Origin of the sequence: Actinomadura sp. (assembly GCF_044508335.1) — a bacterium.
Lineage (GTDB): Bacteria > Actinomycetota > Actinomycetes > Streptosporangiales > Streptosporangiaceae > Spirillospora.
Window position 1 is genome coordinate 1 of sequence record NZ_JBIQHY010000154.1, and the last position, 14,990, is coordinate 14,990.

13 protein-coding genes are annotated in these 14,990 nt (G+C 73.6%); 6 read left to right on the top strand and 7 right to left on the bottom strand.

What is annotated here, in order from left to right:
* Positions 1–53: 53 nt before the first annotated feature.
* Together ACIWVC_RS31660 and ACIWVC_RS31665 are read right to left on the bottom strand one after the other, a co-directional pair.
* Positions 54–722: a hypothetical protein gene (locus tag ACIWVC_RS31660; RefSeq protein ID WP_396452099.1), complete on the bottom strand. Its 669-nt coding sequence runs from the start codon at positions 720–722 to the stop codon at positions 54–56.
* 265 nt (positions 723–987) lie between these two features.
* Positions 988–1,338 (bottom strand): peptidase inhibitor family I36 protein, encoded by a 351-nt coding sequence (locus ACIWVC_RS31665; protein WP_396452101.1) that lies wholly within the window; start codon positions 1,336–1,338, stop codon positions 988–990.
* A gap of 175 nt (positions 1,339–1,513) precedes the next feature.
* Here ACIWVC_RS31665 and ACIWVC_RS31670 point away from each other — a divergent pair, with 175 nt between their 5' ends.
* Together ACIWVC_RS31670 and ACIWVC_RS31675 are read left to right on the top strand one after the other, a co-directional pair.
* On the top strand, positions 1,514–1,861 hold the full coding sequence (locus tag ACIWVC_RS31670; protein WP_396454959.1) for a DinB family protein: 348 nt from the start codon (positions 1,514–1,516) through the stop codon (positions 1,859–1,861).
* 106 nt (positions 1,862–1,967) lie between these two features.
* A complete protein-coding gene (locus tag ACIWVC_RS31675; RefSeq protein ID WP_396452105.1) occupies positions 1,968–2,408 on the top strand; it encodes an SAM-dependent methyltransferase in 441 nt (146 codons plus the stop codon).
* A gap of 22 nt (positions 2,409–2,430) precedes the next feature.
* Here the strand turns inward: ACIWVC_RS31675 and ACIWVC_RS31680 are convergent, their stop codons facing one another.
* Positions 2,431–3,039, bottom strand: a complete 609-nt coding sequence (locus ACIWVC_RS31680) for a TetR/AcrR family transcriptional regulator (RefSeq protein WP_396452107.1) — start codon at positions 3,037–3,039, stop codon at positions 2,431–2,433.
* A 101-nt stretch (positions 3,040–3,140) separates the two neighbouring features.
* On the opposite strand from ACIWVC_RS31680, the gene ACIWVC_RS31685 reads away from it, so the two are divergent.
* From ACIWVC_RS31685 to ACIWVC_RS31700, 4 genes are read left to right on the top strand one after another with little or no spacing between them, the layout of a single operon-like run.
* Positions 3,141–4,871 (top strand): acyclic terpene utilization AtuA family protein, encoded by a 1,731-nt coding sequence (locus ACIWVC_RS31685; RefSeq protein ID WP_396452108.1) that lies wholly within the window; start codon positions 3,141–3,143, stop codon positions 4,869–4,871.
* Positions 4,868–6,460 carry an acyl-CoA carboxylase subunit beta gene (locus ACIWVC_RS31690; RefSeq protein WP_396452110.1) on the top strand — a complete coding sequence of 531 codons (1,593 nt, stop codon included), beginning with the start codon at positions 4,868–4,870 and terminating at the stop codon, positions 6,458–6,460. The genes ACIWVC_RS31685 and ACIWVC_RS31690 overlap by 4 nt, the downstream gene beginning before the upstream one ends.
* A 7-nt stretch (positions 6,461–6,467) precedes the next feature.
* Entirely contained in the window at positions 6,468–8,438 is a 1,971-nt protein-coding gene (locus tag ACIWVC_RS31695; RefSeq protein ID WP_396454960.1) for an acetyl/propionyl/methylcrotonyl-CoA carboxylase subunit alpha, read from the top strand.
* On the top strand, positions 8,435–9,589 hold the full coding sequence (locus ACIWVC_RS31700; RefSeq protein ID WP_396452113.1) for an acyl-CoA dehydrogenase family protein: 1,155 nt from the start codon (positions 8,435–8,437) through the stop codon (positions 9,587–9,589). The genes ACIWVC_RS31695 and ACIWVC_RS31700 overlap by 4 nt, the downstream gene beginning before the upstream one ends.
* Positions 9,590–9,604: 15 nt before the next feature.
* Here the strand turns inward: ACIWVC_RS31700 and ACIWVC_RS31705 are convergent, their stop codons facing one another.
* The 4 genes from ACIWVC_RS31705 to ACIWVC_RS31720 form a co-directional block, all read right to left on the bottom strand.
* On the bottom strand, positions 9,605–10,222 hold the full coding sequence (locus tag ACIWVC_RS31705; protein ID WP_396452115.1) for an AAA family ATPase: 618 nt from the start codon (positions 10,220–10,222) through the stop codon (positions 9,605–9,607).
* Positions 10,219–11,283, bottom strand: coding sequence for an enolase C-terminal domain-like protein (locus ACIWVC_RS31710; RefSeq protein ID WP_396452117.1), 1,065 nt, complete (start codon positions 11,281–11,283; stop codon positions 10,219–10,221). Before ACIWVC_RS31710 ends, ACIWVC_RS31705 begins: the two co-directional genes overlap by 4 nt.
* Before the next feature lie 52 nt (positions 11,284–11,335).
* A complete protein-coding gene (locus ACIWVC_RS31715) occupies positions 11,336–12,745 on the bottom strand; it encodes an LCP family protein (RefSeq protein ID WP_396452119.1) in 1,410 nt (469 codons plus the stop codon).
* 290 nt (positions 12,746–13,035) lie between these two features.
* On the bottom strand, positions 13,036–14,472 hold the full coding sequence (locus ACIWVC_RS31720; protein ID WP_396452120.1) for a GuaB1 family IMP dehydrogenase-related protein: 1,437 nt from the start codon (positions 14,470–14,472) through the stop codon (positions 13,036–13,038).
* Between the last annotated feature and the right edge of the window lie 518 nt (positions 14,473–14,990).

Below are 14,990 nucleotides of genomic sequence, written 5' to 3' on the forward strand. Positions count from 1 at the left end.
CGGACTCATATTACGGGGAAGGGCCTCGCCGATCGGCGGGGCCCTTTCTCATTTCATTTCAGGGGTCGGTGCAGTACCGAGTTCGCGGTGTCGATCCGGGTCTGGAGAGCTGCTCGGTCGCGCTCGAGTTCGGTCTTGTGACGGGCGATGAGACGTTTCTGATAAGCGGCCTCCACACTCGCCCAGATGTCGATGAGACGGACCTGCTGCTTGCAGCGCACATCGGCCACGGCGACAGCGGTCTCGGCCGGCCCGATGCGGTGCCCGGGACCGTCGATGAACCGCCGGTCGCGGTTGGCGTCCCTCGGCGTCGCATACGCATGGCCCGCCCGCCTCATGCAGACGCTCCACCGCGCGAACGCGGCGCGTACGCGGCGGTCCTTCTCCGACGCCTCCAGGGCGGTGAAGGCCAGCCGGTCCGCGAGCGTTCCGGCCGGCTCAGCACCCGCGTTCAGCGTCCGGCCGGCCTCCCCGACGCAGCCGCCTTCCGGCAGGTCCCGGCCGCGGATTTTCGCCGGCCCGTCGCCCCAGGCGGCCTTTCTCGCCTTCGCCGGCAGATCCGGCCGCGATGGGCGCTTGGTGATCTCGGGGGTGCTGTAGCCGAGCCTGCTCGCCCGCGCCTCGTCGGCGAGCCCGTAGCGGCGGGCGTTCTGCGAGAACGGCGGCGGTGCCGGATCGCCGAGGTCGACCGTGATGCCGAAACGCCGCAGGCATGCGGTCACGAGCTTCTTCTCCGCACGCTGGACCGTCCTTCGCTGGGCGGGACTCGTCCGGTAGGCGTCGAGGGGGAGGACGAGCGCGTCGACGTCGGCGACGTGCTGGATGCGGGCGGGAGGGGCGTCCGGGCGCTGGGCCGTGCACCCCGCGAGGATGAGCGGGACGAGCATTGCGGCGGCCGCCCGCGCGGTGTTCACGGTGCGCCCTCCTTCCGGTCGCTTCGGTGGGTCCGGGCGGCGCGGGGTTCCACGCCCGGACCCTCTCGTCAGGTCAGGCCGCGTCGAAGGAACCGAGGTGGTCGTTGATGCCGGGGTTCAGGTTCCCGTCGGTCTCGTCTTCGAGTTCCTGCGACTGGCCGGTGAAGTTGGGCTCGCTGTAGACGACCTCGTTCCAGACGGTGTTGAGGTTCCGCCAGGAACTGGCCGTGTGCTGGACGCTGTGGCCGTTGGGGAAGCGCTGGCCGCCGAAGTCCTGGACGTTGTTCTCGTAGCAGCGGCTCGAACCCTGCTGGCCGGGGTCCTCCCAGAAGCAGCTCGTCGCCTGGGCGGGCGGGGCCGCCGCAAAGCAGGCCGCAGTGCTGACCGAGACGGCGGCCAGGACCCGCCATGTCCGTCTTGCCATGCGTAGGTCTCCTCTCATATGAGGCGCCACGGTGACGCCTCTCCGTGGTCAGACGAGCACACATTGTCATGACGGGAGATCGTGAGGAAGTCGGGCAGAGGTTGGACTGTCCTCTGCGTCAGGCGTTCCTGTCGGTGCAGATGTGGCTGTGCGGGCCGCATGCGGGAGGTGGCTCGTGACGCCTCTCGGGCACATCATCGCCGGAGTGCTCGGCGCGCGGGTCGCCGGGCAGTTCGGCGGGCCGCCCACCGACTACCGCAGCTTCCGGTACGCGGGCTCCGCCGACGAGGCGCTCGCCCAGCTCGACGCCGGTTACGCGGCGTGGACGGCAGGGGTCCGGAGCCTCGGCCCGGACGACTTCGCGCGCCCCTCCGGCCCCGCGGAGGCGCCCTACGAGGACATCTCCCTCGCCACGCTCGTCCTCCACATCAACCGCGAAGTCGTCCACCACGGGGCCGAGATCGCGCTGCTTCGCGACTTGTACCCGCACCGGAGCCCAGCGGCCCGGGCCAAAACCGAGTGAACGAGCCGGCGCAGGCCCATGGAGGCCATCATGCTCGCGCAATGCGGCGGCAGGCGACGTCCGCAACGGTGATCGGGGGAGAGGCGGTACTCACCGGGTAGGAGCGATGGATATCGTCGTGTCCATGCCGCCGCTCTCACCGCGCCTCGCGGAGATCGTGGACGCTCTGCCGCTCACTCCCGGCATGCGCGTCCTGGAGATCGGGTGCGGGCCGGGCGCCGCCGCGCGCGCCGTCGCGGCGCGGCTCGACGGCGGGCGCATTCTCGCGATCGACCGGTCCGCCAAGGCGATCGCGCAGGCGGCGTCGGCCGCGGCCGACGAGATCGCGTCCGGGCGGATGAGCGTCCGGTGCGCCGCCATCGAGGATTTCACGCCGGAACCCGGTGAAGCCCGCTTCGACCTGGTGTTCGCCGTCCGGGTCGGGGCGCTCGACGGCCGCCACCCGGAGGCCGGCCGCCGGGCCATGCCGCGCATCGCCGCGGTGCTGGCGCCCGGCGGGCGCCTCTTCGTCGACGGGGGCGACCCGTTGCGCGAGGTCCCCCTCTGACCGGGGCCCGGAGCGGGCCGCGTCAGCGGCCGAGGGCCCTGTCGAGGGTCACGGCCCACTGGTTCAGGAGGCGGGTGCGGCGGGCCGAATCGTCGGTGAGCAGGTCGGCCAGGCCCAGGCCGCGGACCAGGTCGAGGGTCGCCTGGACGGTCTCGCGCACGCCGGGGACGCTCTCGTCCGCGCCGAGGGCCTCGACGGTGAGGCGGTGCGCCTCGCGTCCGACGCGGGCTTCCAGCGGGACGACCTGCGCGCGGAGCTGCTCGTCGGAACTGGCCGCGACCCAGAGCTGCAGCGCGGCGCGGAACAGCGGGCTCGTGTACATCTCGCCGAGCAGCGTCACGACGTCGAGGGTGGACGGGCGGTTGTCGGCGAGTGCGTCCAGGCGTTCGCGCATCTGCGTCATCCGCACCTCGGACCCGTAGTCGACCGCGGCCGTCACCAGCTCCTCGCGCGTCCGGAAGTGGTGCTGGGCCGCGCCCCGCGACACGCCCGCGCGCTCGGCGACGACGGCCACGGTCGTCCCCGCCCAGCCGACGGAGGCGAGGCAGTCGATGGCGGCCTCCAGGAGGCGCCGCCGGGTGGCGCGGCTGCGGTCCTGCTGCGGTTCGCGGGGAAGTGCCTGGGCGGTCATGGGTTCCTTGGCTCGGTGGGGTTCCCAGTCAACCAAATGGCCTCGGCAGAAAACAATCATGCACGATTGATTTTTTCGGGCGGGGCTGGCAGGGTTCAGCCATGAGCCAACCGCTGCGGATCGGGAACGCCTCGGGCTTCTACGGCGACCGCTTCTCCGCGGTGCGGGAGATGCTGGAGGGCGGGCCGCTGGACGTCCTCACCGGCGACTACCTCGCCGAGCTGACGATGCTGATCCTGGGCCGCGGCAGGATGAAGGACCCGGACGCCGGGTACGCCGCCACGTTCCTGCGGCAGATGGAGGAATCGCTCGGGCCGGCGGTGGAGCGCGGCACCGCGATCGTCACGAACGCCGGCGGGCTCAACCCGCGCGGGCTGGCGGAGCGGCTGCGCGAACTGGCCGCACGGCTCGGGATCGAGGTGCGGGTCGCCCACGTGGAGGGCGATGATCTGCTGGCGCGGGCCGAGGAGTTCGGCTTCGCCGATCCCCGCTACGGGCCGCCGCTCACCGCCAACGCCTATCTGGGCGCGTGGGGGATCGCCGAGTGCCTGCGGTCCGGCGCCGATGTGGTGGTGACCGGCCGCGTCACCGACGCCTCGCTGGTGGTCGGCCCGGCCGCCGCGCATTTCGGGTGGGCTCGGGACGACTGGGACGCGCTGGCGGGCGCGACCGTCGCCGGCCACGTCCTGGAGTGCGGGGCGCAGGCCACGGGCGGCAACTACGCGTTCTTTGAAGAAATCTACAACGTAAAGGCGCTGGGCTTTCCGATCGCCGAGATCCGCGCCGACGGCTCCAGCACCATCACCAAGCACGAGGGGACGGGCGGGGCCGTCACGACCGAGACGGTCACGGCGCAGCTGCTCTACGAGATCGGCGGGCCGTCCTATGCCGGACCGGACGTGACGACGCGCTTCGACACGATCGAGCTGGCGCAGGAGGGGCCCGACCGCGTGCGGATCAGCGGCGTCCGCGGGACGCCGCCCCCGCCGTCCGCGAAGGTGTGCCTGAACCATCTCGGCGGGCACCGGAACGAGATGACGTTCGTGCTGACCGGGCTCGGCATCGAGGCGAAGGCGGAGTCGGTGAAGGCCCACATGGCGGCGGTGTTCGGCGACGCGCCGCCGGCCCGCGTGGAGTGGACGCTCATCGGCGCGCCCGCCGCCGATCCCGCCACGCAGGGGGAGGCGACGGCGCTGCTCCGCTGCGCCGTCCTCGACCCCGACGCGAACAAGGTCGGCCGCGCCTTCAGCAACGCGGCGGTCGAGCTGGCCCTGGCCGGCTACCCGGGTTTCACGATGACGTCCCCGCCGGGGAAGGGCAGCCCGTACGGGGTGTACAAGCCCGCGTACGTCCCCAACGAGGCGGTCGAACACGTCGCCGTCACGCCCGGGGGTTCCCGCATCCCCATCCCACCTCCACCCGCCACGGCCACGCTTCCCACCGCCGACGCGAGCGCGGACGCACCCGGGAACGCGGATGACCGCCCCGGCGCCCAGGGCCCCGTCGTGCGGGCTCCGCTGGGACGCGTCGCCGGGGCGCGCAGCGGGGACAAGGGCGGGGACGCCAACATCGGGGTCTGGGCCCGCACGGACGCCCAATGGCGCTGGCTGGAGCCCTTCCTCACCGTCGAGCGGCTGAACGACCTGCTGCCCGAGACCCGGAACCACCGCGTCCATCGGCATCTCCTGCCCAACCTCCGCGCGGTCAACTTCGTCGTCGAAGGGCTGCTGCAGGAGGGCGTATCCGCCTCGACCCGGTTCGACCCCCAGGGCAAGGCCCTCGGGGAGTGGCTGCGGTCCCGCCTCGTCGACATCCCGGAGGCAGTCCTTTGACCCTCAAGAGCACGCTGGACACGCGGAGCCCCGAGTACCGGGAGCGCCGAGCGGCCATGCTGGAGAAGCTGGCGGCGCTGGACGCCGAGCACGCGAAGGCCCTCGAAGGCGGCGGCGAGAAGTACGTCGCCCGGCACCGCAAACGCGGCAAGATGCTCGCGCGGGAGCGCATCGAACTGCTCCTCGACCCCGACTCGCCGTTCCTGGAGCTGAGCCCGCTCGCCGCGTGGGGGAGCGACTTCCCCGTCGGCGCGAGCGTCGTCACCGGGATCGGGGTCGTCGAGGGCGTCGAATGCGTGATCGTGGCGAACGATCCGACGGTGCGGGGCGGGTCCAGCAACCCGTGGACGGTGAAGAAGAGCTTCCGCGCGTCCGACATCGCGCTGGAGAACCGGCTGCCGCTCATCAACCTGGTCGAGTCGGGCGGCGCGGACCTGCCGACGCAGAAGGAGATCTTCATCCCGGGCGGGCGGATGTTCCGGGACCTCACCCGGCTGTCCGCGGCGGGCATCCCGACGATCGCGCTGGTGTTCGGCAACTCCACCGCCGGCGGCGCGTACGTCCCGGGCATGTGCGACTACGTCGTCATGGTGAAGGAGCGCGCGAAGGTGTTCCTCGGCGGGCCGCCGCTGGTGAAGATGGCGACCGGCGAGGAGGCCGGCGACGAGGAGCTCGGCGGCGCGGAGATGCACGCGCGCACGTCCGGCCTCGCCGACTACATGGCCGCGGACGAGGCGGACGCGCTGCGCCTCGGCCGGCAGATCGTCAAGAACCTCAACCACCGCAAGCTCGGCCCGCCGCCCGGCCCCGCGGAGGAGCCGCTGTACGACGCGGAGGAGCTGGCCGGCATCGTCCCCGAGGACCTGAAGGTCCCGTTCGACCCGCGCGAGGTCATCGCCCGGATCGCGGACGGCTCGCGGTTCGACGAGTTCAAGCCGCTCTACGGCACGAGCCTCGTCACCGGCTGGACGCGCGTGCACGGCTACCGGATCGGCGTCCTCGCCAACGCGCAGGGCGTCCTGTTCAGCGAGGAGTCGCAGAAGGCGGCGCAGTTCATCCAGCTCGCCAACCAGAGCGACACCCCGCTGCTGTTCCTGCACAACACGACCGGCTACATGGTCGGCAAGGACTACGAGCAGGGCGGGATCATCAAGCACGGCGCCCTGATGATCAACGCGGTGGCGAACAGCCGGGTCCCGCACATCTCGATCGTGATGGGCGCGTCCTACGGGGCGGGCAACTACGGCATGTGCGGCCGGGCCTACGACCCCCGGTTCCTGTTCACGTGGCCGTCGGCGAAGTCGGCGGTGATGGGGCCGCAGCAGCTCGCCGGCGTCCTGTCGATCGTGGCGCGGCAGGCGGCCGAGGCGCGCGGGCAGGTCTACGACGAAGAGCAGGACCGGGCCATGCGGGAGATGGTCGAGGCCCAGATCGAGGCCGAGTCGCTGCCGTTCTTCCTGTCCGGGCGGCTCTACGACGACGGGGTGATCGATCCGCGCGACACCCGCACCGTCCTCGGCCTGTGCCTGTCCGCCGTCCACAACGCGCCCGTGCGCGGAGCCGACGGCTTCGGCGTCTTCCGGATGTGAGTCGAACATGATCAACAGAGTGCTGGTCGCCAACCGCGGCGAGATCGCCCGCCGCGTCCTGCGGGCCTGCCGGAGCCTCGGCGTCGGGACCGTCGCCGTCTTCTCCGACCCCGACGCGGACGCCCCGCACGTCCGGGAGGCGGACACGGCCGGGCGGCTGCCCGGCGCGGCCCCGGCGGAGACGTACCTGTCGGCGGAGCGGCTCCTCGCGGTCGCGCGGAGCGCCGGCGCCGACGCGGTCCACCCCGGCTACGGGTTCCTGTCGGAGAACGCCGGCTTCGCCCGCGCCGTCCTCGACGCGGGCCTGACCTGGATCGGGCCGCCGCCGGACGCGATCGCCGCCATGGGCTCCAAGATCGAGGCCAAGAAGCTGATGGCCGCCGCGGACGTCCCCGTGCTGCCCGATCTCGACCCGGCCGGGCTCACCGACGAGGACTTCCCGCTGCTGGTCAAGGCGTCCGCGGGCGGCGGCGGGCGCGGCATGCGGATCGTGCGGTCGCCCGGCGCGCTCCGGGACGCCGTGGCGGGGGCGCGGCGCGAGGCCGAGTCGGCGTTCGGCGATCCCGCCGTGTTCTGCGAGCCGCTGCTGGAGAACGCCCGGCACATCGAGGTGCAGGTCCTCGCCGACGCGCACGGCGCCGTCTGGACGCTCGGCGAGCGCGAATGCTCGATCCAGCGCCGCCACCAGAAGATCGTCGAGGAGGCGCCGTCGCCCGCCGTCACCCCAGCGCTGCGCAAGGAGCTGTGCGAGGCGGCGGCGAACGCGGCCCGCGCCATCGGCTACACCGGCGCCGGGACGGTCGAGTTCATGCTCGCCCCGGACGGCCGCTTCTACTTCCTGGAGGTCAACACCCGCCTCCAGGTCGAGCATCCCGTCACCGAATGCGTGTACGGGGTGGACCTCGTCCGGCTGCAGATCGAGATCGCCGAAGGCGCGCGCCTGCCCGAGGACCCGCCGCGGCCGCGCGGCCACGCCATCGAGGTCCGGCTGTACGCGGAGGACCCCGCGCACGACTGGCGCCCCGCCGGCGGCACCCTGCACACCTTCGAGGTGCCGGACGTGGACGCCGAGTTCGCCGTCCCCGCGGCGTACGGTCTGCGGCTCGACAGCGGAGTGGAGAGCGGCGCCGAGGTCGGCGTCCACTACGACCCGATGCTCGCCAAGGTGATCGCGTGGGCGCCGTCCCGCGCCGCCGCCGCCCGCAGGCTCGCCGCCGCGCTGCGCGGCGCCCGTGTGCACGGCCTCACCACGAACCGCGACCTGCTCGTCCGGATCCTGGAGGAGCCGGGCTTCCTGGACGGCGACACCGACACCGGCTACCTCGACCGCGCCGGCCTCGGCGCCCTGTCCGCGCCGCTCGCCGGGGAGGGCGCCGTCCGCGTGTCCGCGCTGGCCGCCGCGCTCGCGCTGGCCGCCGCGAACCGGTCGGCCGCGCCGGTGCTCGGCGGGCTGCCGTCCGGGTGGCGCAACGTCCGGTCGCAGCCGCAGCGCAGGACGTTCGAGGGACCCCACGGGACCGTCGAGGTCGACTACGAGCTGCGGAGGGACGGCCTGGTGTCCGAGCTGTGCCCCGGCACGTCCCTGGTGACCGCCGTGCCCGACCGGGTCGTCCTCGACCACGGCGGCCTCCGGGAGACCTTCGCCGTGGCCGCGGCCGGGGACGCGGTGCACGTCGACTCCCGCCTCGGCCCGGTGACGCTCACCGTCGTCCCGCGCTTCGCCGACCCGAGCGCCCAGATCGCCCCCGGCTCCCTCCTCGCGCCGATGCCCGGGACCGTCGTCCGCGTCGAGACGCGGGAGGGCGCGGAGGTCGCCGAGGGGGAGACCCTCGTCGTCCTGGAGGCGATGAAGATGGAGCACCGCATCGCCGCCCCGTCCGCCGGGACGGTCGCCGAGCTGAACGTCGCCGCGGGCCGGCAGGTCGAGTCGGGCGCGGTCCTGGCCGTCATCGAGCAGAGGAGACGAGACCCCGAATGAGCTTCGTCGAGAGCGAGGAGCGGCGGGCGCTGCGCGCGGCCGTCGCGGAGCTGGGCGCCGCGTACGGCGCGGCGTACTACGTGGAGAAGGCCAAGGCCGGGCAGAAGACCGACGAGCTGTGGGCCGAGGCCGGGCGGCTCGGCTACCTCGGCGTGAACGTCCCGGAGGAGTACGGCGGCGGGGGCGGCGGCATCGGCGACCTCGCCGCCGTGTGCGAGGAGCTGGCCGCCGCGGGCTGCCCGCTGCTGCTGATGGTCGTGTCCCCGGCGATCTGCGCGACGATCATCGCCCGGTCCGGCACCGCGGACCAGAAGAAGCACTGGCTGCCGCGGTTCGCCGACGGCTCGGTCAAGATGGCCTTCGCGATCACCGAGCCGGACGCGGGCTCCAACTCGCACCGGATCACGACCACCGCGCGCCGCGACGGCGACGGCTGGGTCCTCAACGGGCAGAAGACGTTCATCTCCGGCGTGGACGAGTCGGACGCCGTGCTGTTCGTGTCCCGCACCCAGGACCAGAAGGGCAACCTGCGGCCGTCGCTGTTCATCGTCCCAAGGGACGCCGAGGGCTTCACCTACACCCCCATCGACATGGAGATCGTGTCGCCGGAGAAGCAGTTCATCTGCCACCTCGACGACGTGCGCCTCCCGTACGACGCGCTCGTCGGGGACGAGGACGGCGGCCTGCTGCAGCTGTTCGCGGGCCTCAACCCCGAGCGGATCATGGCGTCCGCGATGGGCGCCGGGATCGGCCGGCTCGCCCTCGGCAAGGCCGCCGCCTACGCCAGGGAGCGGCAGGTGTTCAGGACGCCGATCGGGGCCCACCAGGGCCTCGCGCACCCGCTGGCCGCCGCCAAGATCGAGCTGGAGCTGGCGCGGCTGATGGCCCAGAAGGCCGCGTGGCTGTACGACGAGGGCGACGACATGGGCGCGGGCGAGGCCGCGAACATGGCGAAGTACGCGACGGCCGAGGCCGCGATCCACTGCGTCGACCAGGCCATCCAGACGCACGGCGGCAACGGCCTCACCACCGAGTACGGGGTCGGGATGCTCGCCGGCGTCGTCCGGCTGATGCGCATCGCCCCGGTCAGCCGCGAGATGATCCTCAACTTCGTCGCGCAGCACTCGCTGGGGCTGCCCAAGTCGTACTGACCCGCCCGCCGGCGGTCACGCGGACGGGCCGAGCAGGCGGTCCAGCCGGGTCTCCAGCGGCTCCGGCGCGGTCAGCCGGTTGTCCACGGCCGTGTGGGGGACCGGCGGCGGCTCGTCCGGGCGCATCCGGGCCGTGAACGCCTCGAACGCGGCCAGCTTCGCGGTGTCGCGGGGCGACCCGCGCTCCTCCAGGCGGTGCCGCAGCGTCACCGCGTCCGACCGGATCCAGACGAGCCGGACGGGCGGGCCGCCCAGCTCCTCCACCCATGCCGCCCAGCGGGACGCGTCCCGGATCTGCCCGGTGAACGGCCCGCTCAGCAGCACCGGGCACCCGTGCGACCGGATCTCCCGGGCCGTGGCCGTCATCCCCGCGTACTCGTGCCGCTTGACGTGCTCGTCGTACCAGGGGCCCTCGCGCTCGCCCGGGTCGCGGGAGGACGCCGCGAGCGTCGCCGCGACGAACGGCCCGTACATCGTGTCCTTGTCCAGCAGCGCGGGCACCGGCCGCAGCCGCCGCAGCAGCAGACCGGCCACGGTCGTCTTGCCGGAGCCGGGCGGGCCCGCCACCACCCAGACCGTCGCGGGCGCCGGCTCCCCGCCGGCCGCCGCGTCCTCCGCCGGGTCGTCCGTCACGTCGTCAGGCGCATGCGGCGGGTCGCCAGCCGCTCGATGCGCGCCTCGTCGACCTCGTGGCCGAGGCCGGGCTGGGTGAGCGGGACGCCGACGACCCCGCCGGACGACCGCACCGGCGGCGTCACGAACACCGGCCCGCCCGCCGGGTCCGACACGTCGCTCGGCAGCGTGCAGCCCGGCAGCGCGGCGAGCGCCACCGCCGCGGCCTGCCCCAGCCCGAACGCGCCGGTGCCGCTGCACCACACGTCCCAGCCCGCCGCGTACGCCAGGTCGTGCGCGCTGCGCGCCGCGGTCAGCCCGCCGAGCCGGTCCAGCCGCAGGTGCAGGGCGCGGCCCGCGTCCAGCGACAGCGCCGCGTCGAGGGCCTCCAGGTCGGCGACCGCCGGGGCGACCGCGGTGCCGATCCGCAGCTGCAGCCGGGCGTGCGCGGCGAGGTCCCCGGCCGGGAAGGGCCGCTCCAGCGCCGCGAGTCCGTAGGCGTCCAGCGCCTCCAGGACCGCCAGGTGCTCGGGCGACTCGGTGTAGTGGTGCCCCGCGTCGGCGACGAGCGCCAGCGCCGGGTACGCCTGCCGGATCGCCCGGACGGGCTCGACGTCCCAGCCGGGCCGGACGTCCAGGGTGACGCGGGTGTGGCCCGCTCCAACGGCCTTGTTCACGCGGGCCGTGATCGTGTCCAGCGCCGGCTCCGGGCTGATCCGCGCGCCCGTCACGATGGACGTGCGGGTGCCGCCGAGCGCGTGCGCGAGCGGCAGCCCCCGCGCCCGGCACCACAGGTCCCAGCAGGCGGTGTCGACGGCCGCGGCGGCCTCGCTGGCGCCGAGGTCGGCGGCGGCGGACACGTCCTCGGGCCGGTCCCAGTCGAGCCCGATCAGGGCCGGGGCCATCCGCCGCTCGATGTCCGCCCAGGCCGCGCCCGCGCCCGCCGCGCCGCCCGGCACGGCCATCTCGCCCCACCCGACCGCGTCGCCGCCGTCGAGCCTGACCAGCACGCTCTCCGGCCGCCGTCCGCGCGGCATCGCCACGTGGAAGGCGTCGCAGCCCTGGATCAGAGGCACCCTCACCCGCCCTTTCGCAGAGGTCGTCTCCCTCTATGATCCACCCGGAGCGGGACGGTCACGGGCAGGTGGCCTCCAGCGACACCGGCTTGGTGTCGGGCTTCGGCGACGCCGTCCCGTCCGGCGGGCCGGGGGACGGGCTCCGCGACGCGCCCGGCGACCCGCTCGCGCCGCCGCTGGGCGCGGCGCTCACCGCGTGCGGGTCGCTGTTGACGGCCTCCGACGCCAGCTTGCGGATCAGCTTGAAATCGGGGTTGCCCGTGTAGATCAGCGGCGGCACGAACTGCAGGCTGCGGATCTCCGCGCCGTTCTTGACCTTGTTCGACAGCTTCACCAGCGCGGGCAGCAGCTCCTGCGGGATGTCGGTGGACAGTGTCCGCTTGGCGGCCGCGGCGAGCTTGTCGAAGCTGGTCAGGACGGTCTGCGGGTCGGCCTGCTCGGCGATCGCGCGCATCAGGCACTTCTGCCGGCCCATCCGCACGTAGTCGCTGCTGTTGGTGCGGGAGCGCCCGTACCAGAGGGCCTCCTTGCCGTCCAGCGTCCGGTAGCCGGGCTGCAGGACGGCGCCCTCCAGCCCGTACGGGATCGGCTCGGTGACGTTGATCTTGACGCCGCCCATGGCGTCCACGATGTCGGCGAAGCCGAACATGTCGACGAGGATGTAGTAGTCGACGCGCAGCCCCAGGATCCCGGCGATGGTGGCCTTCAGCAGCTCCGGGCCGCGGCGGTTCTTCGGGACGCCGGGCACCACGTCCGGGTGCTGCTCGGCGTACTCGTACACCTCGTTCAGCAGGCCCGGGTTCAGCGGGCCGTCGCCGGTGAACCCGTAGGGGAACCGGTCGCGGGCCGGGCCGGGCGGCATCGGGAACCGCTCCAGGTTGCGCGGCAGGCTCAGCAGCACCGTGTCGCCGGTCTCGGTGTCCACGCTGGCGAGCGTCATGCTGTCGGTGCGCACCCCGGTGCGGTCGGCGGCGGAGTCGCCGCCGAGCAGCAGGATGTTGACGCGGGCCTGCCCGTTGAACGGGTCCTCGGTGTCGACCTTCTTGCCGTTCTCGGTACCGGTGCGGAAGATGCTGGTCAGCGCGTCGCGGTAGACGTAGGTGCTGTGCGCCGACCACGCCACCGGGACCCCGACGGCGAAGCACATCACCGCGACGGCGGCGGCGCCGAGCGTCTTCGCGCTGATCGACATCCGCAGCGGCCGCAGGATCTGGTACGAGCGGATCACGACCAGGACCCACACCAGCCCCAGCGCGACCAGCGCGGCGGACAGGCGCTGCAGCACGTCCGGCTGGACGGCGAGGTGCAGCAGATCCGAGCGGTACACCGTGGCGGCCGCCGCCACGGCGGCGGCGATCGCGACGTACAGGGCGAGCAGCAGCGAGCCGGCGATCCGGCGGCCGGTGACGAAGTGGGCGACGCCCCAGACGAGGGCGGACGCGAGGGTCAGCGCCAGGGCGCGGGGCAACCCCCGTGCCCCGCCGGGGGAACCGTCGCCGTCCCTCTCCCGGGCATGCCGCCTCGACCGACCCATGTACGCTCCGATTCCCACCCACGGTGATTTAAGCCCCGGCTCACATTATGGACGCGCCGAACCGGGCAAAGGTTGCGTGGGAGTCGCCGCATGCGAGCGGGTGTTGCCTCTGGGACTGCTGATGATCAGGATAGGGAATCCGGCCGGGTTCGGGGAACCCGTCCGGGATACCGCGGGCCGCCGGACCGGCCCCCGGGCCCGCCTCCGGGGCGGCCCGCCGGCCGCTACCAGCTGGTCGACAGCGGCATGCCCTCGGCGAAGCCGGACGGGTTCTGGATCCCGATCGTCGCCCGCTCGTGGAACTCCTCCAGGGTGCGGGCGCCCGCGTAGGTGCAGGCGCTGCGCAGCCCGGCCACGATCTGGTCGATCAGGTCCTCCACGCCGGGGCGCCGCGGGTCGAGGAACATGCGGGACGTGGAGATGCCCTCCTCGAACAGCGCCTTGCGCGCCCGGTCGAACGGGGAGTCCTCGGCGGTGCGCAGCCGCACGGCCCGCGCCGACGCCATCCCGAAGCTCTCCTTGTAGAGCCGGCCGTCGGCGGCGCGCTGCAGGTCGCCCGGAGACTCGTAGGTGCCGGCGAACCAGGACCCCACCATCACGTTCGCGGCGCCGGCCGCGAGGGCGAGGGCCACGTCGCGCGGGTGCCGGACGCCGCCGTCCGCCCACACGTGCCGGCCGAGCCGGCGCGCCTCGGCGGCGCACTCCAGCACGGCGGAGAACTGCGGGCGGCCCACCCCGGTCATCATCCGGGTGGTGCACATCGCGCCGGGGCCGACGCCGACCTTGACGATGTCGGCGCCCGCCTCGATCAGGTCGCGGGTGCCCTCCGCGGTCACCACGTTGCCCGCCACGACCGGGACCGCCGGGTCCAGGCCGCGGACGGCGGCGAGCGCGCTCAGCATCTTGTCCTGGTGGCCGTGCGCGGTGTCGACGACGAGCAGGTCGGCGCCCGCCTCCAGCAGCGCCTTGGCCTTGCCGGGGACGTCGCCGTTCACACCGACCGCCGCGGCGACCCGCAGCCGCCCCGCGGCGTCCACGGCGGGCTGGTACAGGGTGGCGCGGAGCGCGCCGGTGCGGGTCAGGACGCCCGCGAGCCGGCCGTCGGCGCCGACGACGGGGGCGAGCCGGTGCCCGCGCTCGTGCAGCCGGTCGAACGCCTCGCGCGGATCGACCCCGGCCGGCAGCGTCACCAGGTCGCGGGACATGATGTCGCGCAGCTGCGCGAACCGGTCGACGCCCTGGCAGTCGGCCTCGGTGACCACGCCCACCGGGCGCTCGTCCTCGACGACGATCACGGCGTTGTGCGCCCGCTTGGGCAGCAGCGCGAGCGCCTCCCCGGCGGTGCCGGACGGGCCGAGCGTGATCGGGGTGTCGACGACCAGGTCGCGGCCCTTGACCCACCCGATGACCTCGGCGACGACGTCGGCCGGGATGTCCTGCGGCAGCACCGCGATCGCGCCGCGCCGGGCGACGGTCTCGGCCATCCGGCGGCCGGACACGGCCGTCATGTTGGCGACCACGAGCGGGATCGTCGTCCCGCTGCCGTCCGAGGTGGCCAGGTCGACGTCCAGGCGCGACCCCACGTCGGAGCGGCCGGGGACCATGAACACGTCGTTGTAGGTCAGGTCGTGAGCGGGACGCTCACCGTTGAGCAGGTGCACGGCTGTACTACACACCAATCGCGGATCCGGAGTGGCTGGGCCACCGTACATTGTCGGCCATACCCGGCGGTGGTCCGGCCACGCTCGCTCCGCGAGCGGCCCGCGGCGCCGCACCCGGGGGTGATGTCCGTGTGTCCCCGGGGAGCGACCGGCCGATTCCCGCGAATCCTCCCGCCTTCGTCCAGGCATAACGAAAGTGAACCACCGGAGACGGTTGAAAACGGTGCAACGTGGGGCTTGGCTCTCTGTAAAGTTACCTCTTGACGTAACTGCGCCCAGGATGCACTTTTTTTACATGTGTCTCACGCGGACGGCGGACCCGCCGTAAGGGGCGTGACAGCAGAACACCGGGAGAAGCGCATGCAGGTCACGCACTTGAGCCCGGTCGGCCGTGCCCGCCTCCGCCGTGCGCGATCCGCTTGCGCCCGGTCCGCCTGTATCCGGTCCGCGTGCGCCCGATCGGGCCGCGCCGGCCCCCGCCGCGCGCGCTCGCGCCGCGCCCGCGCGGGCGCGGCGCC